Source organism: Amycolatopsis benzoatilytica AK 16/65 (genome assembly GCF_000383915.1).
Lineage (GTDB): Bacteria > Actinomycetota > Actinomycetes > Mycobacteriales > Pseudonocardiaceae > Amycolatopsis > Amycolatopsis benzoatilytica.
In genome coordinates this window covers 4,447,143-4,469,741 of record NZ_KB912942.1, presented here as the reverse complement: position 1 = coordinate 4,469,741, position 22,599 = coordinate 4,447,143, and the positions used below count along the sequence as shown (strand labels likewise).

Sequence of the window (22,599 nt, the reverse complement as noted above, 5' to 3'; positions counted from 1 at the left end):
TTCGCTTGCGGGGGGTCGTTGCCGGGCGTGGTTTCCGTGAAGGGCCCTCGCCGGACCAAGATCCCCTCGCCGACCCCTTCCCGGCTCAGATCAGCGGCCCGTCCACTGTGGACTGCGCCCGGCCGACCAGGCGGCGTAGAACTCCCGGTGGTCCTTGGCGGTCATCAGCAGCGCCTGGGTGATCGCCTCCAGTTCGATCGAGCTGCCCAGATCACTGTCGAGTTCGCGGGTCAGCAGCACCTTCGTCGTGGAGTACGCCAGCGCGGGCCCGTCCGCGAGCCGGCGGGCCAGCGTCGCGGCTTCCCCGGCGAGTTCGTCGTCCGGCACCACCCGGTTCGCCAGCCCGATCGCCTCGGCGCGGGCAGCGGGGAGTTTGTCGCCCAGCATCAGCAGCTCCGTCGCCCGGCCCAGTCCGACGAGGCGCGGCAGCAGGTACGCCGAGCCCATGTCCGCGCCGGCCAGCCCGACCTTCGTGAACAGGAAGGCGAACTTCGCCGATTCGGCCAGCAGCCGGAAGTCGCTGGCCAGCGCGAGCACCGAACCGGCGCCCGCGGCGACGCCGTTGATCGCGGCGATGATCGGGATCGGCGTCTCGCGCATGGCTTTCACCACCGCGCCGGTCATCCGGGTGAACTCCAGCAGTTCGGCGGTGTCCATTTTCTGCAGTTCGCCGATGATTTCCTCGACGTCGCCGCCGGAGCAGAACCCGCGGCCCTTCCCGGTCAGCACGAGCACCCGCACGTCGCCGCGGTGCGGCAGTTCGGCGACGAGGTCGCGCAGGTCGGCGTACACGTCGAAGGTGAGCGCGTTGAGCTTCTCCGGCCGGTCGAAGGTCACCGTCGCGACCCCGTCGTCCACCGTGAACTCGAAGTGCTCCCACGATTCCGTGATCGGGGCGCTGGCTCGGAACGGGCTCATTTCTGGATTCCTCCACCGTCGAGTACGAGGGTCTGTCCGTTGATCGCGGCCGCCGCCGGGTCGGCGAAAAACGCGACCGCGAAAGCGATTTCGTCTGGTTCGAGCAACCGGCCGAGCGGCGTGGCGGCGGCGAGCGCGGATTCGGCGGCGGCTTCGTCGCGGCCGGTGCGCTCCTGGATCCGGCTGATCGACGCCGCGGTCATGTCGGTGCGGACGAACGCCGGGCACACCGCGTTCGACGTGATGCCGGTGCCGGCGACCTCCGCCGCCACGGCCCGCATCAGGCCGACCGCCGCGTGCTTGGACGCGGTGTAGCCCGAGGTGTAGCGCGCTCCCGCGAGACCGGCGGTCGAGGCGACGGTCACGATCCGCCCGAAGTCGCGTTCGCGCATGCCCGGCAGCACCGCACGGGTGCACAGGAACGCGCCGGTCGCGTTCACCTCGAACTGGCCGCGCCACTCGTCGACCGATGTCTTCGCCAGCGGTGCGCTCGACGAAACCCCCGCGTTGTTCACCAGGACGTCCACCGGTCCGACCTGGGCGAAATACGCCTGGACGGCGGATTCGTCGGTGACGTCGCAGTCGGCGCGGCCGGGGGAGTGCACGGTCGCGCCGGCTCGCCGGAACCGTTCGGCGACGGCCGCGCCGATGCCCCGGGTGCCGCCGGTGATCACGACCACGCGCTCGGAAAAACTGCTCACCGGCAAAAGCTACACTGCAGCGGGCTGTGGTGTATAGAGTTGTCCCGTGCCCGACACCGAACCCGCCCGTACGCCCCAGGAGCTCGTGATGACGCTGCTGGGCAGCTACGTGCGCCCGCGCGAGACGCGTCGCGTGTGGTCCGGCGGCCTGGTCGCGCTGCTGCACGAGCTGGGGTTCTCGGACGGTGCGGCGCGGATCGCGCTGACCCGGCTGGTGCGCCGCGGCCTGCTGTCGCGGCACCGCGACGGACGGCTGGTGCACTACTCGCTGACCCCGCGCACAGTCGCCCTGCTGGACGCGGGGGACCGGCGGATCTTCGGCCTCGGCCGCCGCGCCGAACCGGCCGGCACCTGGACCGTGCTGTGGCAGAACATCCCGGAAACCCGCCGCCAGTCCCGGGAACGGCTGGTGCGGCGGCTGCGGTTCCTCGGGTTCGGCCCGGTCCAGGACGGCACCTGGCTGGCCCCGCACGACCGCGAGGAGGAGGTGCTCGCGCTGCTCGCCGAACTCGATGTCGAAGAGCACGCGGGCCTGATGCTCGGCTCGCCGTCGAAGGCGCTCGACGTCCGCCGCTTGGCCGGCCGCGCCTGGGACCTGGACGGCCTCTCCGCCCGCTACGCCGCGTTCGTCGCCGAATTCGGCGACTGCCCGATCGACCTGGACGACGCGTCCGCGTTCGCCGTGCGCACCCGGCTCGTGCACACCTACCGCGAATTCCCTTCACTCGACCCGGAACTGCCCGCCGACTTGATTCCCGCGCCGGGCACCCGGGCCGCGGCGGTCAAGCTGTTCCACGATCTCTACGCCGCGCTCGCCCCACCCGCGCAGCGCCATTTCGACCAAGCCCTGTCCACGAGATGAGGAACCTGATGACCGGAACCAGCGACACCCAAGCGGCGCTGAGCTACACGTCCTATCTGGCACTGGACGAGGTGCTGGCCGCGCAGCGGCCGCGCTCGGAGGAGCACGACGAACTGCTGTTCATCGTGATCCACCAGGTCTACGAGCTGTGGTTCAAGCAGATCCTGCACGAGGCCGCGTTCCTGCAGGAGAACCTGGAAGCGGGCAACACCGCGCACTCGATCCGCACGCTGCGCCGCATCCTCACCGTGCTGAAGGTGGTGGTCGCGCAGATCGACGTGCTGGAGACGATGACGCCCAGCCAGTTCGCCAGCTTCCGCGCCCGGCTCGACGCGTCCAGCGGCTTCCAGTCCGGCCAGTTCCGCGAATTGGAGGCGGTGCTCGGCCGTCGGGACGAGCGGGTGTTCGCGCACTACCCGGACGGCGGCGAGCAGCGCACCCGGATCGCCGGCGCGATGGCGCGCCCCTCTGTGTTCGACTCGTTCCTGACCTACCTGTCCGGCCACGGCTACCCGGTGGACACCAGCCGCGACGTGACCCGTCCGCTGGAGCCGTCCGCCGAACTGCAGGAAGTGCTGCTGAAGGTGTACCACGACGACGGCGGGCCGTCGGTGGTCGCCGAAGCGCTGGTGGACCTCGACGAGGGCCTGCAGGAATGGCGTTACCGGCACGTGAAGATGGTCGAGCGGACGATCGGCGACAAGACCGGCACCGGCGGCTCGTCCGGCGCGGCTTACCTGCGCACCACCCTGTTCGCGCCGATGTTCCCGGACCTGTGGGCCGTCCGGAGCCGGCTGTGACCACACTGGAATCCCTGCGCGCCAAGGACAACGCGCTCGCCCCGCATTACTCCAGGTTCCGCGTCGCGGACCGGCTGCTGCTGTCCGCGCATTCGCACCAGGCGTGGCCGGACGTGGCCGAAGAAGGCTTGCGCGAAGCGTTCGCCGACGCCGCGGAGGAAGTGGACGAGAAGTGGGGCCGGGCGTTCGCGAAGGCGGACCGGCTGCGCGACGGGTTCCGCCAGTGGCTGTCGGACCCGCACGGCGACTACGCGCTCGGCCAGAACACCCACGAGCTCGTGCTGCGGTTCCTGTCCGCGATCGAGCTGAGGAAGCGGCCGCGGCTGGTGACCACGGACGGCGAGTTCCACACGCTGCGCCGCCAGCTGGCGCGGCTGGCCGAGGAAGGCGTCGAGGTGGTCCGGGTGCCCGCGGCCCCGGTCGCGACCCTGGCTGAACGGCTGGCCGACCAGGTGGACGACCGGACCGCCGCGGTGCTCGCCTCGGCGGTGCTGTTCGAGACGTCCTGGATCGTGCCTGGCCTCGCGCACCTGGCCGACACCTGCCGCAGCCGGTCGGTCGAGTTGGTGGTCGATGCCTACCACGCGGTCGGCGCGGTCCCGTTCCTGCTGCACGACCTCGGCCTCACCAACGCTTGGGTGCTCGGCGGCGGATACAAGTACCTCCAGCTCGGCGAAGGCAACTGCTTCCTGCGGCTGCCCGCGCACGCGCAGGAGCTGCGCCCGGTCATTACCGGCTGGTACGCGGAATTCGGCGCGCTCGCGGACGAACGACGGCCGGGCGAAGTCGCGTACGCGCCCGGCGGCGACCGGTTCGCCGGTGCGACGTACGACCCGTCGAGCCATTACCGGGCAGTACGGGTGCAGGAGTTCTTCGCCGGACAGGGGCTCACCGCGGAGTTCCTGCGCGAGGTGTCGCTGCATCAGGTCGGGCTGCTGGCCCGGCGCTTCGACGAGCTGGGACTGCGCGACGACGTTGTCACGCGGGACCGCGAGACCCCGGCCGAGGGCTTCGGCGGCTTCCTTTCGTTGCGCAGCCCGGTCGCCGGGCAGCTGTGCGAGCGACTGGCCGCGCGCGGCGTCCGCACCGACAGCCGCGGGCACTACCTGCGTTTCGGCCCCGCGCCGTACCTGTCGGATGAACAACTCGAGACGGCGATGTCCACGCTCCGGGAAGCTGTGGCAGATCTCGGGTGAGAAGCGACCGGAGGCGGGTGGTGGCCCGCAAACCGGCGAAGTAGGTTGACGGTGTGCACTGCGGATCGCGGGCAACCCCCGCTCCCCGGTGCACACCGTTCGCATATCAGCGCGGCCACAAACCGCGTAGGAGACAAAGGAGTCACCACCGTGACCGACGGAGTGTTCGGACGGCACAGCGGCCATGAACAGGTCGTGTACTGCCACGACGAGGCCAGCGGGCTGAAAGCCATCATCGGCATCTACTCCACCGCTCTGGGCCCGGCCCTGGGCGGCACTCGGTTCTACCCGTACGCCACCGAGGACGCCGCGCTCGACGACGTCCTCGCGCTCTCCAAGGGAATGGCGTACAAGAACGCGCTCGCCGGGCTTGACCTGGGCGGCGGCAAGGCCGTCATCCTCGGCGACCCGAGCACCCTCAAGTCCGAAGCGCTCCTGCGCGCCTACGGCCGGTTCGTCGAATCGCTCGGCGGCCGCTACATCACCGCCTGCGATATGGGCACCTACGTGCACGACATGGACATCGTCGCCCGCGAGACCCGCCACGTCACCGGCCGCTCGCCGGAAGACGGCGGCGCGGGCGACTCTTCGGTGCTCACCGCTTTCGGCGTGTACCAGGGCATGCGTGCCTCCGCGGAGCAGATGTGGGGCACTCCCGAGCTGGGCGGACGGCGCGTCGGCGTCGCGGGCGTCGGCAAAGTGGGGCACCTCCTGGTCGGCCACCTGGTGGAGGCGGGTGCGCACGTCGTCGTCACGGACGTCGCGGAGCAGGCCGTGGAGCGCACCCGTGCGGCATACCGAGGCGTCGAGGTGGTGTCCGATGTGGACGCGATGATCGGCGCCGAGCTGGACGTCTTCGCGCCGTGCGCGATGGGCGGCGTGCTCACCGACGAGACGGTGGCCGCGCTGCGCGCGCAGATCGTCTGCGGGGCGGCCAACAACCAGCTCGCGCATCCCGGCGTGGACAAGCTGCTCAACGACCGCGGCATCCTGTTCGCGCCGGACTACCTGGTCAACGCCGGCGGCGTGATCCAGGTGGACGACGAGCGGCACGGCTTCGACTTCGCCCGCGCCCAGCGCAAGACGGCGGCCATCTTCGACACCACTAAAGCGGTGTACGAACTCGCGAAGGCCGACGGAGTGCCCCCGGCCGCCGCGGCGGACCGGCTGGCCGAGCGCCGGATGGCGGACGTCGGGCGGCTGCGGTCGATCCTGACTGTGTAGTTCCCGAAACGCAGTTCCCGAAACGCAGTGAAAGGCCCCTTGCCGGAACCAGATTCCGGCAAGGGGCCCTTCACGGACTTGTGACGCGGGGGCGGGCTCAGCCGCTCTTGCGACGGAACGTGCGCTTGTTCGCGGCGGGCCCGTGCGCGTGCTGGCCGGACTGCCCGGCGTTCTCGTGGGCGGCGCCCTCGCGGGCCTTCGCCTGCTTGCGCTCGAGCGCCTCGCGGAACTTCCGCTTGACGTCGCCCTCCTCGTCGCTGGGTGCCGGTTGCGCTTCACTCATGGCTGACCTCCGAAGGGGGATGACGTCCTACCCCGTCAGACTGGCGCCAACCGGACGCGTTGGCGAGCCATTTCAGGGCGACGCCACCCGGCGGTGGCCGGGTTCGGCGGGCCGGCGCGGCAACGGCACGGCCGCTGGGGGAGCTGCCGGGCCGAGCTGCCGGACAGCTCGCCAGACCGCGCCGGAGACCAGCCCGAGAACCAGCGCACCAGCCAAAACCAGGGCGACCCAGCCGGTCGAGGCGTCGAAGAGCAGGTCGCCGGAGCGGCCGTAGTCGAAGCCGGACAGCACTGCCCAGCCGACCACGGCGACGCCGGCTGCCGCGAGCGGGGTCGTGATCACCGCCACTGCGGCGACCACGACGGCGACCGCCGCCGCCGAGTAGCCGGGATGCGCGGCGGCCCCGGCCAGGTCCGCCGCGATCGCGGCCGCCACTGTCGCCGCACAGCCGAGCGGGAAACCGAACCCGCCGGCCAGCCGTCCTTCGGTACGCATCGCGCCAGTGCACTCCGGCAACGGTGCGGAACCCGCGTCCGCGGACGGCTTCCGTACGCGTCGGGGCGCGATTTTGACGGCTTCTTGACGACCGGTCAGGCGGATCGGGCAGTTGCCCGGACGATGGCGTCCACAATGTCCGGCCAGAGCGGTTCGGGCAGGTCGTGGCCCATTCCGGGGAAAACGACCAGTTCCGCGTCCGGGATCGCGGCCGCGGTGGCCTTGCCGCCGCTGACGTCGATCATCGGATCCGCGTCGCCGTGCACCACGACGGCCGGCACCGCGACGGCGCGCAGTCGCTCGGTGCGGTCGCCGGAAGCCGCGACCGCGGCCGCCTGGCGCTGCATCCCGACCGGATGCCGAGCCCGGTCGTAGCCGCGGGTCGCCTTGTGCCGCAAGAACTCCTCGGTCGCCGGATACCCGGGCGAGCCGGTCACCCGGTAGTTCGCGATGCTCTGCTCGATCGCGGCTTCGCGCGTCGTCGCGGGGGCGCCGGTGAGCGTCGCCAACGCGGCCGGGGAGATCTGGCCGACCGACGGGTCGCCCGTGGTCGACATGATCGACGTGACGCTCAGCAGCCGGCCCGGGTGGTCGATCGCGAGCTGCTGCACGATCATCCCGCCCATCGACGCGCCCACCACGTGCGCCTTGGCGAAGCCGAGCGCGTCGAACAGCCCGACCGTGTCGTCGGCGAAGTCGGAAAGCCGGTACGGCGGCTCGGCGGTGCCCGCGACGATGTCCGGGATCGCCGGTTCGCCCAGCTCGTCCAGCCAAGTGGACAGACCGGCGTCGCGGTTGTCGAACCGGACGACGAAGAAGCCGCGGCTCGCGACCAGCTCGCAGAAACCCTCCTCCCAGGTGATCATCTGGGCGCCGAGCCCCATCACCAGCACGACCGGCGGCCGTGCCGGGTCGCCGAACGTGTCGTATTCGAGTTCGAGGCCGTTGGCCTGCGCGCGTGGCATGACCAGATCATGCCTCAGCGCGCGGGACGGAGGTGGCCGCGCCGGGCGGAATCCGGCTACCGTGCAGCCATGCCCGTTTCTCCGGAGTGCCCCCGGTCCCGTTCGGGCACGCTCACCGCGGAGAAGGTGATCGACGCGGCGGTGGCGCTGACCGTCGAGCGCGGCTTGGACAACTGGACGCTGCGTCAGCTGGCCGCGGCGATCGGTGCGTACCCGGCGGTCGTGTACCACCATGTCGGCGACCGCGACGCGGTGGTGTGCGCGGTGCTGGACCGCGTGGTCGGCCAGCTGGAGCTCCCGGACGGCGAACTGGGCTGGCAGGAGTGGTTCGCCGAGTTGCTGTCCGGGCTGCGCGATCTGCTGCGCCGGCATCCGGGCACCGCGCGCCGGATGGCGACGTTCGGACCGTCTGTCGAAGCGGCCGCACCGACCCTGAACCAGGGGGTGCGGATGCTGCTCGACGCCGGTTTCGGCGAGGAGAGCCCGTTGGCGTACACGCTTCTCACCGCCACCGCGTGCCAGTTCGTCGCGCTGGAGGACGACCGCAACTGCAGCCCGGCGTTGCGGCTGAACACCACCGACGACTACGCCGCGTACCGCGACCGCGACGATCTGCCCGGCATGGCCGAGCACGGCCGGGCGATGCATCGGCTGCTCACGGATCCGGAGCACGCCGCCAGCTACCACTCGCGGCTGTTCGACGCCGCGGTCGGCCGCTGCCTCGACGGGCTAGCTTGCCGTCTTGCGCAATTGCGGGCCGGCTGAGACGCGAAACTGCTCCGCGAGGACGCGCGCACTGGGCCGTCCGCGTGGTCGTGCTGAAAAGTCCGTCGCCCGCTGAGCGATCTGGCCCCGATTCGGCCCGTTCGCGGCGTAGCGTGGAGAAGTACCGGGGGCACTGCCTCCGGAAGGGGCTCCCGGCACTTTCCTCCCCCCTCGTGGTGCCGGGGGCTTCCCTTCCGGTCCGCGGTTCAGTGCCGCGGCGCGTGCTGGATCGCCGGGAAGACCTGCGCCACCACGGTCACCAGCGATTTGCTCAGCAGCGTGTGCACCTGGTGCCGGTCCAGCGAGCCATGCACCAGCCACTCCCGGCCGGCCGCCTTCACCATGCCGGCGAACGCGCGCACCGCGGCGTTGAGCTGCTCGCCGTGCGCGCTTTCCCTGGACAGCCCGACCGCTTCCAGCACCCGGTCCGCCGAGGCGCGGTCCGCCTCGGCGACGATCCGGTCCACCTCCGGGTCACGGCCGATGCCCTCCGGCGCGATCGCGGCGAGCCAGAGCTTCTCCTGCCCGCGCACCATGTCCAGCAGCCAGTTGATGGCCGCGTCGACCCGCATTTCCAGCGGGCCGTCCGGCAGGATCTGCACGGCGAGCCGCGGCACGGTCAGCGCGCGCCGCACGATTTCCAGGTACAGCTCCCGTTTCGTGCCGAAGTAGTGGTTGATCAGCCCGCGCGCCACCCCCGCCGCGGCTGCGATGTCCGAAGTGGACACTTCCGAGTACGGACGTTCGCCGAACAGCCGCGCCGCGCAGGCGTAGATCTGCTCCCTGCGCTCGTCCGGTTCGAGTCTCCGCCACTTCGGCGCCGGGTCGGTGCTCATGGCTCCAGTTTCGCATGGTCGGTTCCGGGCGGCGGATTAATCGGGCCGGATGTCGCCCGGGGGCCACCATCGGTGGCTACCCCCGGGTACGGGTTGACGGCGGTCAGTCCGGGAGCTCGACCGGTGCGAGATCGGCGAACCGGTCGCCCGGACCGGGATTCGCCGCGTCGGTCGCGCCGCCGAAGTGCCGCAGCACGCCCCACACCGCGTTCAGCGCGGTCTGCACCGCGCCCTCGGCCCAGCCGGCGGTCCACGAGATGTCGTCGCCGGCGAGGAACAGCCCGCGGTAGCGCTCGGGCAGCGAATCCTGCACGAAGTGGGTGAAAAGCCGGTGCTGGTAGCGGTAATGGCCGGGAAGGTTCGCCTTGAACGCGCCCATGAAATGCGGTTCGGCCTCCCAGGACACGGTGACCGGGTCGCCCACGATGTGCCGGCGCACGTCCACGCCCGGGTAGATCTCGCGCAGCGACTGCAGCATCACCTCGACCCGGTCGGACACGCTGAGCGGAAGCCACTTCAGCGAATCGTCTGCCCAGGTGTAGGAAAGGCAGATCACCGCGGGCCGGTCCGGGTCGTCGCCGAGCAGGTAGGTGCCGCGCGGCATCCGGTCGGTGAGCGTCATGCTCATCGTGTCGCGGCCGGTGGCCGGGTCCGGGTCGAGCCAGAACGGGCGGTCGACCGGCACGAACACTTTGGAGCTGGCCATGTAATGGGTGCGCTCGATGGCGGTCCAGTGGTCGATCGGGAACAGCGCTTCGTCGCATTCGATCTTGGACAGCAGCATCCAGCTCTGCGCGGTGAACACCGCCGCGCCGAACGTGCGGATGTGCCCGGACTGGTCGGTCACGGTGATGTTGTTCGGCGCGGTGCGGTGCAGCCGGGTCACGCCCGGGCGCGGCCGGCCGTTTTCGTGCAGCGCAGCCAGACTGGTGCCGGCCGGCCAGTGCGCCAGCCGCTCCGGTACGCGCTCCCACAGCCGGTGCGGGAGCTGCTCGCTGCCGCCGGCGATGCTGCGGTGTTCGTCGTCCGCGCCGGTGTAGACGACGCGAAGGATCTCGAGGATCGAGTTCGGGAAGTCGGTGTCCCAGCCGCCAGTGCCGAATCCGACCTGGCCGAAGATCTCTCGGTGCTGAAAGGACGAAAAAGCCGGGGAGTCGCAAAGGAATCCGTAGAACGTCTGGTTGTCCAGCCGAGGCACCAGGTCATTCCAGATCCGCTTGATCGCCGGGACGTCGCGGTCGCGGATCGCCTTCTGCATCTCGGCGAACGAAGCATGGTCGTCGAGCGTCCGCTGCCAGGCATCGGCGACTTCGCCGTACACGCCGGGCAGATCTTCCGGCGTGCGCGCGTAATGGCTCTGGCCCTTGAGGTCGACCACCGTGCTCGGCGTCGCCGGCGAAAGCGGATTGGGGAACGGCGTGGTCTCCAGCCCCACCTTGTCGATGTAGTGGAACAGCGAGGTGGAGGACGGCGGGAATCGCATCGCGCCCATCTCGGCGACCACGTCGTCGGGCAGCCCCGGGAAGCGGTGCGTGCGCAGCCGCCCGCCGAGCCCGTCGATCTCGTACAGGACCGGCCGCAGCCCGAGCTTCATCAGTTCGTAGCCGGTCACGATCCCGGACAGCCCGCCGCCGATCACCGCGACCTCGGTGCCGTGCGCCCGCTCCGGCACCGAGCCGAGCCCGGCCGGGTGCGCCAGGTAATCGTCGTAGGCGAACGGAAAATCGGGGCCGAACATCGTGATCGGCTTGCCGGCCGGCTCCTCGGCGTGGAGCGCGGCGGGAACTGCGGAGGTCATGCCCGGGGTCCTTCGGTGAGAGAGCGGTAGAGCGACGGCCGCCGGTCGGCCAGGTACGGGGTTTCGGCGCGCGTCCTGGCGAGCACGGCCGGATCGACTTCGGCGAACAGCAGTTGGGGACCGTCGCCCGCCTTCGCGACCACTTCGTCCGGCGACGCGACGGTGGAACGACCGCAGTAGGTCAGCTCGCCTTCGACATCGCACCGGTTCGCGTACACGACATACAGCTGGCTTTCGTGCGCACGGACCGGAACGACCAGGTCCGCGATGCGTTCGTACGGGCGCATCAGCGCGGTGGGCACGAGCAGCACCTGCGTGCCGGCCAGCGCGTGCGCGCGGACCAGCTCGGGGAATTCGACGTCATAGCAGATCAGCAGACCGACCCGGACGCCGTTGAACTCGGCCTGTACCACCGGTGTGTCGCCGGCGGAGAACTGGCCGCGGTCGAGGTCGCCGAACAGATGGGTCTTGCGGTAGTTGGCGAGCCGTTCCCCTTGCGGAGACAGCAGTTGCACCGAGTTGTAGACCGCGTCGCCGTCCCGTTCGGGATAGCCGTACAGCAACCCGACGCCGTGCTCGGCCGCGAGTGCGCCCAGTTCGACGGCCATCGGCCCGTCGGCTGCCTCGGCTCGCTGCGCGACCGCCGCCGCGCCGATGTGGTAGCCCGTGGTGCCCATCTCGGCGGTGACGACCAGTTCGGCGCCCTTCTCCGCGGCGGCGGCCAACGCCTGCGGCAGCCGCGCGTGCGGCCCCTGGTGGACAGCGATGATCATCGGACCTCCGCGAGTCGCGAGCGACGGACCCCGTAGCCGAAGTACAGCGCGAGGCCGAGCAGCATCCACCCGCCGAACACGATCCAGGTCGCGCTGTCGAGGCTGAACATCATGTAGGCGCAGCAGGCCACTCCGAGCAGCGGCGTGACCGGCGCGAACGGCACCCGGAACGAGCGCTGCGCGTCCGGGCGGCGCTTGCGCAGGATCAGCACCGCGATGTTGACCAGCCCGAACGCGAACAGCGTGCCGATGCTCGTCGCGTCGGCGAGCTTGCCGAGCGGGACGAACGCCGCCAGCACCGCCACGAAAGCGGACACCACGAGCGTGTTGGTGCGCGGCACGCCGCTCTTCGGGTGCACTGTGGACAGTGCACTGGGCACGAGACCGTCCCGCGACATGGCGAACAGGATGCGGGTCTGTCCGTAGAGGACGGTGAGGACGACGCTGGAGATCGCCACGAGCGCGCCGATCGCGAGCAGGATCGCCCACCACGGGTTGTCCGAGATGGTCGTCAGCACGTGCGAGAGCGCAGCTTCCTTGTCGCCGAACTGCTGCCAGGGAAGCGCCCCGATCGCGGCGACCGCGACCAGGCAGTACAGCACGGTGACGATGCCGAGCGACAGCAGAATCGCGCGCGGCAGGTCCCGCTGCGGGTTGCGCGCCTCTTCTCCCGCGGTCGACGCCGCGTCGAACCCGATGTAGGAGAAGAACAATTTCGCCCCGCCCGCGCTCATCCCGGCCAGCCCGAGCGGCAGGAACGGGGTGTAGTTCCGCGCCCGCACAGCGGTGAACGCGATCGCGCAGAACAGCACGAGCGTGCCGATCTTGACCACGACCATGACCGCGTTGGCCCGCGCGCTTTCTTTCGCGCCGGAGAGCAGCAGCACCATCGCGAGGAGCACGACGACGATCGCCGGGATATTGACGAGCCCGCCGTCGCCGGGCGGCCCGCTGAGCGCGTCCGGCAGGGAGATGCCGAAGGCGAGGTGCAGCAGTTCGTTGACGTACTGCCCCCAGCCGACCGCGACCGAGGCGACGGAAACGCCGTACTCGAGGATCAAGCACCAGCCGCACACCCACGCGACGAGTTCGCCGAGAGTGGCGTACGCGTAGGAGTAGGACGAGCCGGACAGCGGGATCATCCCGGCCAGCTCGGCGTAGGAAAGCGCGGAGAACAACGCGGTGATCCCGGCCAGCACGAAGGAGACGATGACCGCGGGCCCGGCGACCGGGACCGCCTCGCCGAGCACCACGAAGATCCCGCTGCCGAGGGTCGCGCCGATGCTGAGCATGGTCAGCTGGCTGAGCCCGAGCGTCCGCTTGAGCGGCCCGTGCCCGGCCTCCGCGACCAGGTCGGCCACCGGTTTGCGGCGCAACAGGGCAGTGCCGAGCGGGCTCCGCGCGGGACTGGAGGTGCTCACTGAGCGGCTCCTAGCGATTCAATGTGACGGCGATGTCGGCTGCGAGCCACCGTATCGATCGAAAACTGCCCCGAAAACCGCGATCCATTGTGATTCGGGAAAGCTGAGAAGTGATTCATTGTGCTCTCGGGTCGGGTTCGTGCGGGGGTGCTGTGGTGCTGTCTGTGGGGTTCTACGGCAGGCTGGCACCGGGCGCGGTTCGCGGCCATTTCGCGGCCGGTTCCGGGCGGCGAGGACGACCGGCCCGGCGCTGGACCGTTGTTCACTGTAAGTGATCGGGGAGCGGGTCGGCCGGCGGTGGGGGGGTGCGGAGGGGACGCCGAAGCCGCGAAGGGGCTTGGAGCAGGGCTTGACCCGGGGGCGAACGCGGCTGGGCGATTGCGGCGAGGCGAACGCGGCTGGGCGAACGCGGCTGGGCGATTGCGGCCAGGGACGCGCGAGGAACCGCGATCGCGGTGTGTGCGCGAGTCCTGCCCGGCATCGACAGTGCGCGTCGCGGCGATCCGGCCGGCGGCACCCGGCCGGTTTCCCTACTCGGCAGGCACTTCCGGTAAGAGCAGCGTGAACGTCGGCGGATTCGGCTGCGACAACCGCAGGCGGCCGCCTTCTGCTTCGGCCAGGCTGCGGGCCAGGCGGAGGCCGATGCCGTGCCCGACCGGGGTGTCCTCGGCGAACGGGTCGCGTTCGCCGAGGTCCGGCCCTTCGTCCACGACGTCCACGGCCAGCGCTCCGCCGGTGTCCCGGGCGCGGACGGTGATCGTGCCCACGCCATGGTTGATGGCGTTGTCGAGCAGGACCGCGAGGATCTGCCGGACGGCGGCGGCCGAGGCGCGCGCCGGCGGCGGGTCGGCGATCTCCAGTTCCACCGTGCGGCCGTCGGGCAGCGCGGCATCGCGCAGTTCGTTCAACAGCGACAGGAGGTCCAGCTCGTCGCGCGGGGTGCGGCGTTCCCGGGAAAGGGCGAGCAGGTCTTCTACGGTGCGTTCCAGCCGGTCCGCCGACGTGATTCCGGCACGGATGGCCGCGTACGGGTTCCGGCCGGGGGTTTCCAGCGCGGACTCCAGCTGCAGGCGCAGCCCGGCCAGCGGCGTGCGCAGCTGATGCGACGCTTCGGCGGAGAAGGCACGTTCGCGTTCCAGCGTCTCGCCGATCCGGGCCGCGGTCGCGTCCAAGGCCGACCCGACCCGGTCGATTTCCGTGATGGCCGAGCGGGGCGAGCGGGCGGTGAAATCGCCTTCGCCCAGCCGCGCGGCGGCACCGGCCAGGTCTTCGAGCGGGCGGGTCAGCCGGGCGGCGATGCGGCGCGCCACCAGCCAGCTGGCGAGCACCGCGGCGATCGCGCAGATGCCCATCACCAGCCAGGAGACGCCGACGTCCCGGGTCAGCGCGGACCGGGGGAGCGCCGCCCGCACGATGCCGGTGAGGTGCGCGCCGGTCAGCACCGGCACGGCCAGCACATCCTCGTCGCCGACTTTCTGGTTCAGCATGTCGCTGCGCGTGTTGGCGACCCCGCGCACGACGTCGTCGGCGACCGGCGGCCCTCCGCCGGCGAGCAGCCGGCCGCTGGGGTCGTAGACGCTGACCTCGGCGCCGTCGTCGTTTTCCGGCACCCGCACGGGACGACCCTTGGCGAGTGCGTCGGACACCAGGACGGCGGCACCGTCTGCGGCACGCTCCAGCGCGGCGGTGGTGTGCGTGCGGAAATACCACAGCACGCCGACCGCGAGCGGCAGCCCGAACAGAGTCGTCGCCAGGACAGCGGCCAGGACGGTGAGCGTCACGATCCGGCGGCGCACCCGGTCAGCCCTCCTCGAGCCGGTACCCGTGCCCGCGCAAGGTGGCGATCCTCGGGACTTCGTGCGGCGACTCGGCGGCCGCGGCGAGCTTCCGGCGCAGGGCGGCGATGTGCACGTCGAGCGTCTTGGTGGAGCCGTGCCAGTGCGAGTCCCAGACCTCGGACATCAGCGTGTCGCGGCTGACCGCCTGCCCGGGCTGGGCAGCCAGCCGGGCGAGCAGGTCGAACTCGCGCGCCCGCAACGAGACCTCGCGGCCGCCGAGGCTGACCCGGCGGCTCGCGGTGTCGACCTCCAGCGCGCCGATCCGCACCACCGGCGTCGACGGCGCGGCCGGCGATCCGCGGCGGAGGTGCGCGCGCACCCGGGCGAGCAGTTCGGCCAGCCGGATCGGCTTGGTGAGGTAGTCGTCGGCACCGGCCTCGAGCCCGACCACGACGTCCATCTCGTCCGCCCGCGCGGTCAGGATCACCAGCACCGCGCCCGGCATCGCCGAACGCAGCCGCCGGCACACCTCGATGCCGTCGATGTCGGGCAGGCCCAGGTCCAGCAGCACGAGGTCGGCCGCGGTCTCGCGGAGCGCGCTCCGCCCGTCCCGGCACCATTGCACTGTGTGGCCGTGCCCGCGCAGCGCGGAGTCGAGGACGCTGCCGATCGCCGCGTCGTCCTCCACCACCAGTACCTTCGCCATGCCGGAAGCCTAACCGGAGCCGTTCCGGCCCGTCCGCTCGTCCACAGTGGACGTCCAGCGCGGAGAGGCCGAGGTCGGGCATAGTGGCTGCATGCTCGGTCTGTATCCGGAACTCGATCCGTACGATCACGGGATGCTGCCGGTCGGCGACGGCAACACGCTGTATTGGGAGGAATGCGGCAATCCCGAAGGCAAAGCGGTCGTTTTCCTGCACGGCGGGCCAGGCGGCGGCGCCTCCGTGCGGCATCGCAGGCTGTTCGACCCCGAGCAGTACCGGATCGTGCTGTTCGACCAGCGGGGCTGCGGGCGGAGCACCCCGCACTGCAGCGAGCCGGACGTCGACCTGACCGTCAACACCACCTGGCATCTGGTGTCCGATATGGAGCAACTGCGCAAGCACCTCGGCATCCAGCGGTGGCAGCTGTTCGGCGGCTCCTGGGGCAGTGTGCTCGCGCTCGCCTACGCCGAGACGCATCCGGAGCGAGTGACCGAGCTGATCCTGCGCGGGGTCGCGACGCTGCGACTCAAAGAGGTGCAGTGGCTCTACGGCGGCGGCGCGGCGTGCCTGTTCCCGGAAGCGTGGTCGCGGTTCCTCGCGCCGGTGCCGTACGCGCGCCGCGGCGGCGATCTGCTCGAGGTGTACCACGAGCTGCTCAACCACCCGGACCCGAACGTGCACGGACCGGCCGCGCTCGCCTGGAGCCGCTGGGAAGGCGAGACGGTGAAGTTCACGCCGCGCGACGAGGTGGTCGCCGCGTTCAGCGAGCCGGAGTTCGCGCTCGCCATCGCCCGGATCGAGAACCACTACTTCCGGCACGGGGGCTGGCTCGCTCCTGACCAGCTGATTCGCGGGGCGGGGAAGCTCGCGGGCATTCCGTGCGTTCTGGTCCAAGGCCGCTACGACGTGGTCACCCCTGCCACCACCGCCTGGGAACTCGCACAGGTGCTGCCGGGCGCGGAGCTGAAGATGATCGGCGACGCCGGGCACGCCTTCGACGAACCGGGCACACTGCACGAGTTGATCAGCGCCACCGATCGGTTCGCGGCGCGGCGGGAGGGCACGCCGGAGCTGCCGAGCGCGCACCTCGAACGAAAGGAAACCCGAATGCTTTTCGGTGACGAGCACGTCCGCCGCTATGAGGAGACCGATGGCGAGGTCGGCCACGACTGGCAGGAAGGCGTGCCGACGCTGGTGCTCACCACGAAGGGCCGCAAGACCGGGCAGGACCGGAAGTTCGCCCTGATCTACCAGGAGGACGACGGGAACCCGGTGATCGTGGCCTCCAAGGGCGGCGCGGCGAACCACCCCGGCTGGTACCTGAACCTGCAGGAGAACCCCGAGGTGGGCGTGCAGGTGCGGGCGGACAAGTTCACCGCCCGGGCTCGCACCGCGACCGGCGAGGAGCGCGCCCGGTTGTGGGAGAAACTGGCCAAGGTGTGGCCCGCTTACAACGAGTACCAGACGAAGACCGACCGGGAGATCCCGGTGGTGGTGCTCGAGCGGGTGTGATCCGCACCGCGTCCGGTACAGGTGCGGCGCCCAACCGGAGCGTCTTCCGCTACGAATGACGCTCATGGCGCTGCGCACCCGGACCCGAGACCGCTGGACCCCGCTCGAGGGGGAGCTGCTCGGCTTCCGCGGGATGCAGGCGTACGGCAGGCGGTTCGCCCGCTCCGGCCGAGGTGCCTGGTACCACTTCGCGATCGAAGTCGTGTGGCAGCTGCTCGTGCTGACGAGCCGGTTCCGCGTGCGCGGCGCGCGGAACATCCCGGCCTCGGGCGGGGTCGTGGTGGCGTCCAACCACCTGTCCTTCGCCGACCCGACCACGCTGACCGCGTTCTGCCTCGGCGCCGGCCGGGTGCCCCGGTACCTGGCGAAGGCGAGCCTGTGGAAGGCACCGGCGATCGGGGCGGTGATGCGCTCGGGCAAGCACATCCCGGTGCACCGCGGCGCGGCGACCGCCTCCGGCGCGTACCGGGACGCGGTCGCCGCGGTGCGCGGCGGCGAATGCGTCGCGATCTTCCCGGAGGGCACGTTCTCCTCCGACCTGGCGGGCTGGCCGATGAAGGCCAAGACCGGCGCGGCCCGGATCGCGCTGGAGACCGGCGTGCCGGTGATCCCGGTGGCGAACTGGGGCACCCACCGGCTGCTGCCGGCCGGCTCGTGGTTGCCGCGGGGCGTACCGCGGCGGACGGTGGAATTGGTCGCCGGTCCGCCGGTGGACCTCGCCGACCTGTCCGGGCGGGAGCTGACCCGGGACGTCCTGGAAGAGGCGACGGCGCGGATCATGGCCGCGGTGACCGAGCTGCTGGCCGGGATCCGGGGCGAGCGGCCGCCGGGCTGATCCGGCGCGGCGGGCGAGGAACACTCCAGCACGTCCGGACTCGCCTGAGCGACAGGTGTACCGGCGAGCCGGCCCAGCAGAGCCCGAGCCGCCGCGACGAACCGGGCGGCGCGAATCAGCGGCCGGCGCGGAACGGTGCGAAAGCGGGCACAGTCGCTCCGCCTCTCAGCGCCGCGGAAGGTAGTTTCAACGGCATGAGCGCACACTATGACGTGGTGGTCCTCGGGGCCGGAGTCGGTGGTTACGTCGCGGCGATCCGGGCTTCCCAGCTGGGCCTGAGCGTGGCGGTCGTGGAGGAGAAGTACTGGGGCGGGGTGTGTCTCAACGTCGGCTGCATCCCGTCGAAGGCGCTGCTGCGCAACGCCGAGCTGGCGCACACGGTGAAGGAGGAGGCCGCGACCTACGGCATCTCCTCCGACGGGGAGATCCGGTTCGACTACGCCGCTGCCTACCAGCGCAGCCGGAAGGTCGCGGACGGGCGCGTCAAGGGCGTGCACTTCCTGATGAAGAAGAACAAGATCACCGAGTACGACGGCCACGGGACCTTTGTGGACGCCAATACCCTCGAGGTGAACGGCGAGCGGATCACCTTCGACTACGGCGTCATCGCGACCGGCGCGACGGCGCGGCTGCTGCCGGGCACGCAGCGCAGCGCGCGCGTGGTCACCTATGAGCAGCAGATCCTCGAGAGCGAGGTGCCGGGCAGCATCGTGATCGCCGGCGCCGGCGCGATCGGCGTGGAGTTCGCTTACGTGCTGCGCAATTACGGCGTGGACGTGACGATCGTCGAGTTCCTCGACCGGATGGTGCCGCTGGAGGACGCCGAGGTGTCCGCCGAGCTGGCGAAGCGCTACCGCAAGCTGGGCATCAAGGTGCTGCTCGGCACGAAGGTCGAGTCGATCGACGACTCGGGAGCCAAGGTCGCGGTGACCGTTTCGAAGAACGGCGAGCGGCAGGTGCTCGAAGCGGACAAGGTGCTGCAGGCCATTGGTTTCCGGCCGAACGTCGAGGGCTACGGCCTGGAGAACACCGGCGTCGCGCTGACCGAACGCGGCGCGATCGCGATCGACGGCCGGGGCCGCACCACGGTGCCGCACCTGTTCGCGATCGGCGACGTGACCGCGAAGCTGATGCTGGCGCACGCGTCGGAGTCGATGGGCATCGTGGCGGCGGAAACCATCGCCGGCGCGGAGACCATGGAGCTGGACTTCGTGATGATCCCGCGCGCGACCTACTGCCAGCCGCAGATCGCGAGCTTCGGCTGGACCGAGGAGCAGGCGCGCGAGAAGGGCTTCGACGTGAAGGTGGCGAAGTTTCCGTTCACGGCCAACGGCAAGGCGCACGGCCTCGGCGACGCGGCGGGCTTCGTGAAGGTGCTGAGCGACGCGAAGTACGGCGAGCTGCTCGGCGCGCACCTGATCGGCCCGGACGTGACGGAGCTGCTGCCGGAGCTGACGCTGGCGCAGCAGTGGGACCTTACGGTGCACGAGATTTCGCGCAATGTGCACGCCCACCCGACGCTGGGCGAGGCGGTGAAGGAAGCGGTGCACGGTCTGGCCGGACATATGATCAACTTCTGATTCTTCTCAGGCCGCCCTGGCCCGAGCCGGATTCCGGACGGGCCGGGGCGGTCTCGTTCGTCTGGCTGGAGCTGGTGTTCTTCGCCGCGGCGAAGAACACCAGCTCCAGCCGTCGGGCGGGCAGGACGGGCAGGTACTCGGCGAGCGCGGCGGCGACCGTCGCGCGATCGATCTTGATCATGTCCGGGACGCTAGCCGGAGCCACCGACAGAAACGGACCGGCGGCCCGCGCCCGGCCGGACGGGCCGAGGCGCCGGCCGGATCACGCCAGGTCGGCCAGCCCGTCGAATCCGCAAGAGTCTCGTTCTGCCACAACGAATCCAGTGCGCGAACGCGCAGGTGTCGCCGAGATCCCGCGCCGCGCCCGCCTGCCCGCCGGGGCCGCAGCCGCTGCCCGAAACCGCCCGTTCCGGTGAAGATCTCACCTGGTGGGCGATCGGTGCAGTTAAAACTTTGGTCGGTGGTTTCCGGTCCGGTCGCTCTTTAGATTCACGTGACCACAGCCGGTGGCCGGGGGCGAGGACAGGGAGCGGGAATGGCACAGTTGAGACGCGTCGTCGCATGCTCGGCGCCGTTGGCGGTCGGGGTGGTGCTCGCCGGGAGCGGGGCCGCGGTGGCGCAGCCCTCCGCCGCGGACGCGGCGAAGGCGCGCACCGACGCCGGGATCAGCGCGCTGCAGAGCATCAAGAAGACGCTCAGCCCGGCGGAGCGGAAACAGTCCAGCCAGCTTGTCGTGGAGAAGCGGCTGCGTGCGGACCGCGGTCTCGCCGCGCGCCTGCCGGATTACCGCTCCGGGCTGCCGATTTCCCAGACCGGCACGGTTTCGGTGGACATCGCGGGAACGGCCGGAACCGCGGTCGCGACGGCGGTGCGCGCCGCTGGCGGCATCGTGCAGTCCACTTCGGCCGATGGTTCCGTCCGTGCGCAGCTGCCGCTCTCCGCGGTGGACAAGATCGCGGCGCGCGGTGACGTGAAGCTGGTCCAGCCCGCGACGCGGGCGATGACCTGGAACGAGCCGGGCGCACAGCGTCAGCAGCTGGCCAAGAAGGCTGTCGCTGCCGCGCAGGTGTCCGAAGGGGACAAAGCCCATGGCGCGGACACGGCTCGCGCGCAGTACGGCGTGAACGGCAGCGGCGTAAAGGTCTGTGTGCTTTCCGACGGCGTCAACTCGCTGAAGAAGTCGCAGGACGCCGGCGAACTGCCCGCCGTCGACGTGCTGGCCGGCCAGGCCGGCAGTGGCGACGAGGGCACCGCGATGCTCGAAATCGTCCACGACCTCGCCCCGGGCGCGACGCTCGGTTTCGCGACCGCTTTCACGAGCGAGTCGAGCTTCGCGGACAACATCCGCGCGCTGCGCACCACCGGCAAGTGCACCGTGATCGTGGACGATGTCTCGTACTTCGACGAGTCGCCGTTCCAAGACACCCAGGTCGCGCAGGCAGTCAACGACGTCACCGCCGCGGGCGCGCTCTACTTCTCCTCCGCGGGCAATTCGGGCAACCTCGCCGACGGCACCAGCGGCTACTACGAGGGAGACTTCCGCGGCGGCCCGGTGCTGCCCGGCATCGCCGGCACTCCGCACAACTTCGACCCGAACGGCGTGCAGACCACCGACCCGTTGTCTCCGGGCTCGCTGGGCCGCCCGGTCACTCTGTTCTGGTCGGACCCGTGGGGCCACTCGGCCAACGACTACGACCTGTTCCTGCTGAACGCGGCCGGCGATGTCGTCGCCTCGAGCGCCAATACGCAGGACGGCACGCAGAACCCGTACGAGAGCCTGACCGTGCCGGCCACCGGCTCCGGTTACCGCGTCGCGGTCGTCAAGTACTCCGGCGAGGACCGGTTCATCGCGCTGAACGTGATCCGCGGCCGGTTCGTGGCTTCCGGTTCGCTCAAGGCGTTCAGCACGGCAGGCGTCACCTCCGGGCACTCGGCCGCGGCGCAGGCGTTCTCGGTGGCCGCGGCGCCGGCGGCGGCCGCGTTCGGCCGTGATCTGGAGGCGGGCGACCCGGCGAGCCCGGCCGGCCCGTACCCGGGCGTGTTCACCGCGGCGAGCAAATGGGAGCGGTTCTCCTCGGACGGCCAGCGGCACCTGTTCTACGGCGCGGACGGCACCGCGATCACCCCGGGCAACGTGTCCTCGGCCGGCGGCGCGACCCGGGCGAAGCCGGACATCACCGCGGCGGACGGCGTGGCCACCTCGGTCACCGGTTTCCAGCCGTTCTTCGGCACCTCGGCGGCTGCTCCGCACGCGGCGGCGATCGCCGCGCTGCTGCTGTCGGGCAAGCCGTCCGCGACCCCTGCGGACGTGCGCAAGGCGCTGGTGTCTTCCGCGATCGACCTCGGCGCGCCCGGATTCGACGCGGTGACCGGCAATGGCGTGATCATGGCGGGTCCGGCGCTGGCGGCACTGGGCGTGCCGCAGAAGTAGTCTCCGCGCGAAGGCGGCGGCCCGGTGCTTGAAGCGCCGGGCCGCCGCCTTTCTCCGGCGACGCTGAGACGCGGCGGTCAGCGTCCGGAGATCAGCAGGTGGAAGGATCGCGGCCCGCCGAGCCGGTCGTGCCTGCGCAGCTCCAGGCCCGCCTCGACCAGCGCGTCCTCGATTTCCTGCGGTGCGCGCAACTGGAAGCCGTGGCTGGTGACCGGCATCGAGTTCATCGTCTCCGGATCGCCGATGCCGACCACGAACCGTCCGCCTGGAGACAGCACCCGGGCGACTTCGGCGAAGGCGGGCGCCAGGTCCGGGACGAAGTAGGCGGTGTTGACGGTGAGCGCCGCGTCGATCGTCCCGTCTTCCAGCGGAAGGCTCGCCATCCCGGCCTGGTGGAGCACGAGACGGCCCGCGGCGAGATTCTTCGGAAATGTCTTCCGTGCGCGAGCCAGCGCAGTCTCGGAGATGTCCGCGCCGTGCACGGTCGCGCCGGCGCGCAGCAGCAGGTCGAGCCCCAGCCCGCCGCCGAAGCCGATGTCCAGCGCCGTCTCGCCGTGCTGGACCGCCAGCGCTTCGACCGCTGCGGTGACCGGGCCGCGGTTGACGCGGTTCAGTATCCGGGCGACGGCTTTCCCGGCGAGGCCCTGCGGGTGGCCCAGCTGCCGGGCCAGCCCGGCGAACACCTTGTCACGTGGTCCCATGAGTCCAGTGTGCCGCTGGGT

General features: G+C 70.9%; 22 protein-coding genes and 1 pseudogene. 10 read left to right on the top strand and 13 right to left on the bottom strand.

What is annotated here, in order from left to right:
* Positions 1-90: 90 nt before the first annotated feature.
* Together AMYBE_RS0120530 and AMYBE_RS0120525 are read right to left on the bottom strand one after the other, a co-directional pair.
* Positions 91-918, bottom strand: coding sequence for an enoyl-CoA hydratase family protein (locus AMYBE_RS0120530; RefSeq protein WP_020661266.1), 828 nt, complete (start codon positions 916-918; stop codon positions 91-93).
* Positions 915-1,619 carry an SDR family NAD(P)-dependent oxidoreductase gene (locus tag AMYBE_RS0120525; RefSeq protein ID WP_034287140.1) on the bottom strand — a complete coding sequence of 235 codons (705 nt, stop codon included), beginning with the start codon at positions 1,617-1,619 and terminating at the stop codon, positions 915-917. Before AMYBE_RS0120525 ends, AMYBE_RS0120530 begins: the two co-directional genes overlap by 4 nt.
* A gap of 88 nt (positions 1,620-1,707) precedes the next feature.
* On the opposite strand from AMYBE_RS0120525, the gene AMYBE_RS0120520 reads away from it, so the two are divergent.
* The 4 genes from AMYBE_RS0120520 (at position 1,708) to AMYBE_RS0120505 (ending at position 5,701) form a co-directional block, all read left to right on the top strand.
* Positions 1,708-2,481, top strand: a complete 774-nt coding sequence (locus AMYBE_RS0120520) for a PaaX family transcriptional regulator (protein ID WP_020661264.1) — start codon at positions 1,708-1,710, stop codon at positions 2,479-2,481.
* Positions 2,482-2,489: 8 nt separating this feature from the next.
* Positions 2,490-3,281, top strand: coding sequence for a tryptophan 2,3-dioxygenase (locus AMYBE_RS0120515; protein WP_020661263.1), 792 nt, complete (start codon positions 2,490-2,492; stop codon positions 3,279-3,281).
* Positions 3,278-4,477, top strand: a complete 1,200-nt coding sequence (locus tag AMYBE_RS0120510) for a kynureninase (RefSeq protein WP_020661262.1) — start codon at positions 3,278-3,280, stop codon at positions 4,475-4,477. Before AMYBE_RS0120515 ends, AMYBE_RS0120510 begins: the two co-directional genes overlap by 4 nt.
* A 150-nt stretch (positions 4,478-4,627) precedes the next feature.
* Positions 4,628-5,701, top strand: a complete 1,074-nt coding sequence (locus AMYBE_RS0120505; RefSeq protein WP_020661261.1) for a Glu/Leu/Phe/Val dehydrogenase dimerization domain-containing protein — start codon at positions 4,628-4,630, stop codon at positions 5,699-5,701.
* Positions 5,702-5,798: 97 nt separating this feature from the next.
* Here the strand turns inward: AMYBE_RS0120505 and AMYBE_RS0120500 are convergent, their stop codons facing one another.
* From AMYBE_RS0120500 to AMYBE_RS0120490, 3 genes are all read right to left on the bottom strand, one after another.
* Entirely contained in the window at positions 5,799-5,984 is a 186-nt protein-coding gene (locus AMYBE_RS0120500; RefSeq protein ID WP_020661260.1) for a DUF5302 domain-containing protein, read from the bottom strand.
* A 72-nt stretch (positions 5,985-6,056) separates the two neighbouring features.
* Positions 6,057-6,479, bottom strand: a complete 423-nt coding sequence (locus AMYBE_RS0120495) for a hypothetical protein (RefSeq protein ID WP_020661259.1) — start codon at positions 6,477-6,479, stop codon at positions 6,057-6,059.
* Between the two features lie 95 nt (positions 6,480-6,574).
* Positions 6,575-7,444, bottom strand: a complete 870-nt coding sequence (locus tag AMYBE_RS0120490; protein ID WP_020661258.1) for an alpha/beta fold hydrolase — start codon at positions 7,442-7,444, stop codon at positions 6,575-6,577.
* A 69-nt stretch (positions 7,445-7,513) separates the two neighbouring features.
* Between AMYBE_RS0120490 and AMYBE_RS0120485 the strand changes: the two genes are divergently transcribed.
* A complete protein-coding gene (locus AMYBE_RS0120485; RefSeq protein ID WP_020661257.1) occupies positions 7,514-8,209 on the top strand; it encodes a TetR/AcrR family transcriptional regulator in 696 nt (231 codons plus the stop codon).
* Positions 8,210-8,415: 206 nt separating this feature from the next.
* Here the strand turns inward: AMYBE_RS0120485 and AMYBE_RS0120480 are convergent, their stop codons facing one another.
* From AMYBE_RS0120480 to AMYBE_RS0120455, 6 genes are all read right to left on the bottom strand, one after another.
* A complete protein-coding gene (locus AMYBE_RS0120480; RefSeq protein ID WP_020661256.1) occupies positions 8,416-9,045 on the bottom strand; it encodes a TetR/AcrR family transcriptional regulator in 630 nt (209 codons plus the stop codon).
* Positions 9,046-9,148: 103 nt separating this feature from the next.
* Positions 9,149-10,843: a flavin monoamine oxidase family protein gene (locus AMYBE_RS0120475; RefSeq protein ID WP_020661255.1), complete on the bottom strand. Its 1,695-nt coding sequence runs from the start codon at positions 10,841-10,843 to the stop codon at positions 9,149-9,151.
* On the bottom strand, positions 10,840-11,616 hold the full coding sequence (locus AMYBE_RS0120470; RefSeq protein ID WP_020661254.1) for a carbon-nitrogen hydrolase family protein: 777 nt from the start codon (positions 11,614-11,616) through the stop codon (positions 10,840-10,842). Before AMYBE_RS0120470 ends, AMYBE_RS0120475 begins: the two co-directional genes overlap by 4 nt.
* The gene (locus AMYBE_RS0120465; RefSeq protein WP_020661253.1) at positions 11,613-13,037 is read right to left on the bottom strand and encodes an amino acid permease; all 1,425 of its coding nucleotides are present in this window, start codon (positions 13,035-13,037) and stop codon (positions 11,613-11,615) included. The genes AMYBE_RS0120470 and AMYBE_RS0120465 overlap by 4 nt, the downstream gene beginning before the upstream one ends.
* Before the next feature lie 530 nt (positions 13,038-13,567).
* Positions 13,568-14,833, bottom strand: a complete 1,266-nt coding sequence (locus AMYBE_RS0120460; protein ID WP_020661252.1) for a sensor histidine kinase — start codon at positions 14,831-14,833, stop codon at positions 13,568-13,570.
* A 4-nt stretch (positions 14,834-14,837) separates the two neighbouring features.
* On the bottom strand, positions 14,838-15,521 hold the full coding sequence (locus AMYBE_RS0120455; RefSeq protein WP_020661251.1) for a response regulator transcription factor: 684 nt from the start codon (positions 15,519-15,521) through the stop codon (positions 14,838-14,840).
* Positions 15,522-15,612: 91 nt separating this feature from the next.
* Between AMYBE_RS0120455 and pip the strand changes: the two are divergent.
* The 4 genes and pseudogenes from pip to lpdA form a co-directional block, all read left to right on the top strand.
* Positions 15,613-16,551: pseudogene (gene pip / locus AMYBE_RS0120450) on the top strand (prolyl aminopeptidase); the annotation flags it as partial.
* A 75-nt stretch (positions 16,552-16,626) separates the two neighbouring features.
* Positions 16,627-17,031 carry a nitroreductase family deazaflavin-dependent oxidoreductase gene (locus AMYBE_RS46885; protein WP_425386954.1) on the top strand — a complete coding sequence of 135 codons (405 nt, stop codon included), beginning with the start codon at positions 16,627-16,629 and terminating at the stop codon, positions 17,029-17,031.
* A 55-nt stretch (positions 17,032-17,086) separates the two neighbouring features.
* Positions 17,087-17,866: a lysophospholipid acyltransferase family protein gene (locus AMYBE_RS0120445; protein WP_020661249.1), complete on the top strand. Its 780-nt coding sequence runs from the start codon at positions 17,087-17,089 to the stop codon at positions 17,864-17,866.
* A 194-nt stretch (positions 17,867-18,060) separates the two neighbouring features.
* On the top strand, positions 18,061-19,446 hold the full coding sequence (lpdA, locus tag AMYBE_RS0120440; RefSeq protein WP_020661248.1) for a dihydrolipoyl dehydrogenase: 1,386 nt from the start codon (positions 18,061-18,063) through the stop codon (positions 19,444-19,446).
* Here the strand turns inward: lpdA and AMYBE_RS0120435 are convergent.
* On the bottom strand, positions 19,436-19,627 hold the full coding sequence (locus tag AMYBE_RS0120435; RefSeq protein WP_020661247.1) for a hypothetical protein: 192 nt from the start codon (positions 19,625-19,627) through the stop codon (positions 19,436-19,438). The genes lpdA and AMYBE_RS0120435 overlap by 11 nt on opposite strands.
* 354 nt (positions 19,628-19,981) lie before the next feature.
* Between AMYBE_RS0120435 and AMYBE_RS0120430 the strand changes: the two genes are divergently transcribed.
* Positions 19,982-21,877 carry a S8 family serine peptidase gene (locus tag AMYBE_RS0120430; RefSeq protein WP_020661246.1) on the top strand — a complete coding sequence of 632 codons (1,896 nt, stop codon included), beginning with the start codon at positions 19,982-19,984 and terminating at the stop codon, positions 21,875-21,877.
* A gap of 77 nt (positions 21,878-21,954) precedes the next feature.
* Here AMYBE_RS0120430 and AMYBE_RS0120425 read toward each other — a convergent pair whose 3' ends face one another.
* Positions 21,955-22,578: a class I SAM-dependent methyltransferase gene (locus tag AMYBE_RS0120425; RefSeq protein WP_020661245.1), complete on the bottom strand. Its 624-nt coding sequence runs from the start codon at positions 22,576-22,578 to the stop codon at positions 21,955-21,957.
* Between the last annotated feature and the right edge of the window lie 21 nt (positions 22,579-22,599).

Excerpts from the sequence above, each read along its gene's own strand:
- AMYBE_RS0120480 (WP_020661256.1), bottom strand. The coding sequence starts at position 9,045 with ATGAGCACCGACCCGGCGCCGAAGTGGCGGAGACTCGAACCGGACGAG.
- AMYBE_RS0120485 (WP_020661257.1), top strand. The coding sequence starts at position 7,514 with ATGCCCGTTTCTCCGGAGTGCCCCCGGTCCCGTTCGGGCACGCTCACC.
- AMYBE_RS0120490 (WP_020661258.1), bottom strand. The coding sequence starts at position 7,444 with ATGCCACGCGCGCAGGCCAACGGCCTCGAACTCGAATACGACACGTTC.
- AMYBE_RS0120425 (WP_020661245.1), bottom strand. The coding sequence starts at position 22,578 with ATGGGACCACGTGACAAGGTGTTCGCCGGGCTGGCCCGGCAGCTGGGC.
- AMYBE_RS0120500 (WP_020661260.1), bottom strand. The coding sequence starts at position 5,984 with ATGAGTGAAGCGCAACCGGCACCCAGCGACGAGGAGGGCGACGTCAAG.
- AMYBE_RS0120475 (WP_020661255.1), bottom strand. The coding sequence starts at position 10,843 with ATGACCTCCGCAGTTCCCGCCGCGCTCCACGCCGAGGAGCCGGCCGGC.
- AMYBE_RS0120530 (WP_020661266.1), bottom strand. The coding sequence starts at position 918 with ATGAGCCCGTTCCGAGCCAGCGCCCCGATCACGGAATCGTGGGAGCAC.
- AMYBE_RS46885 (WP_425386954.1), top strand. The coding sequence starts at position 16,627 with ATGCTTTTCGGTGACGAGCACGTCCGCCGCTATGAGGAGACCGATGGC.
- AMYBE_RS0120430 (WP_020661246.1), top strand. The coding sequence starts at position 19,982 with ATGGCACAGTTGAGACGCGTCGTCGCATGCTCGGCGCCGTTGGCGGTC.
- AMYBE_RS0120445 (WP_020661249.1), top strand. The coding sequence starts at position 17,087 with ATGACGCTCATGGCGCTGCGCACCCGGACCCGAGACCGCTGGACCCCG.
- lpdA (WP_020661248.1), top strand. The coding sequence starts at position 18,061 with ATGAGCGCACACTATGACGTGGTGGTCCTCGGGGCCGGAGTCGGTGGT.
- AMYBE_RS0120520 (WP_020661264.1), top strand. The coding sequence starts at position 1,708 with ATGACGCTGCTGGGCAGCTACGTGCGCCCGCGCGAGACGCGTCGCGTG.
- AMYBE_RS0120515 (WP_020661263.1), top strand. The coding sequence starts at position 2,490 with ATGACCGGAACCAGCGACACCCAAGCGGCGCTGAGCTACACGTCCTAT.
- AMYBE_RS0120455 (WP_020661251.1), bottom strand. The coding sequence starts at position 15,521 with ATGGCGAAGGTACTGGTGGTGGAGGACGACGCGGCGATCGGCAGCGTC.
- AMYBE_RS0120495 (WP_020661259.1), bottom strand. The coding sequence starts at position 6,479 with ATGCGTACCGAAGGACGGCTGGCCGGCGGGTTCGGTTTCCCGCTCGGC.
- AMYBE_RS0120470 (WP_020661254.1), bottom strand. The coding sequence starts at position 11,616 with ATGATCATCGCTGTCCACCAGGGGCCGCACGCGCGGCTGCCGCAGGCG.
- AMYBE_RS0120435 (WP_020661247.1), bottom strand. The coding sequence starts at position 19,627 with ATGATCAAGATCGATCGCGCGACGGTCGCCGCCGCGCTCGCCGAGTAC.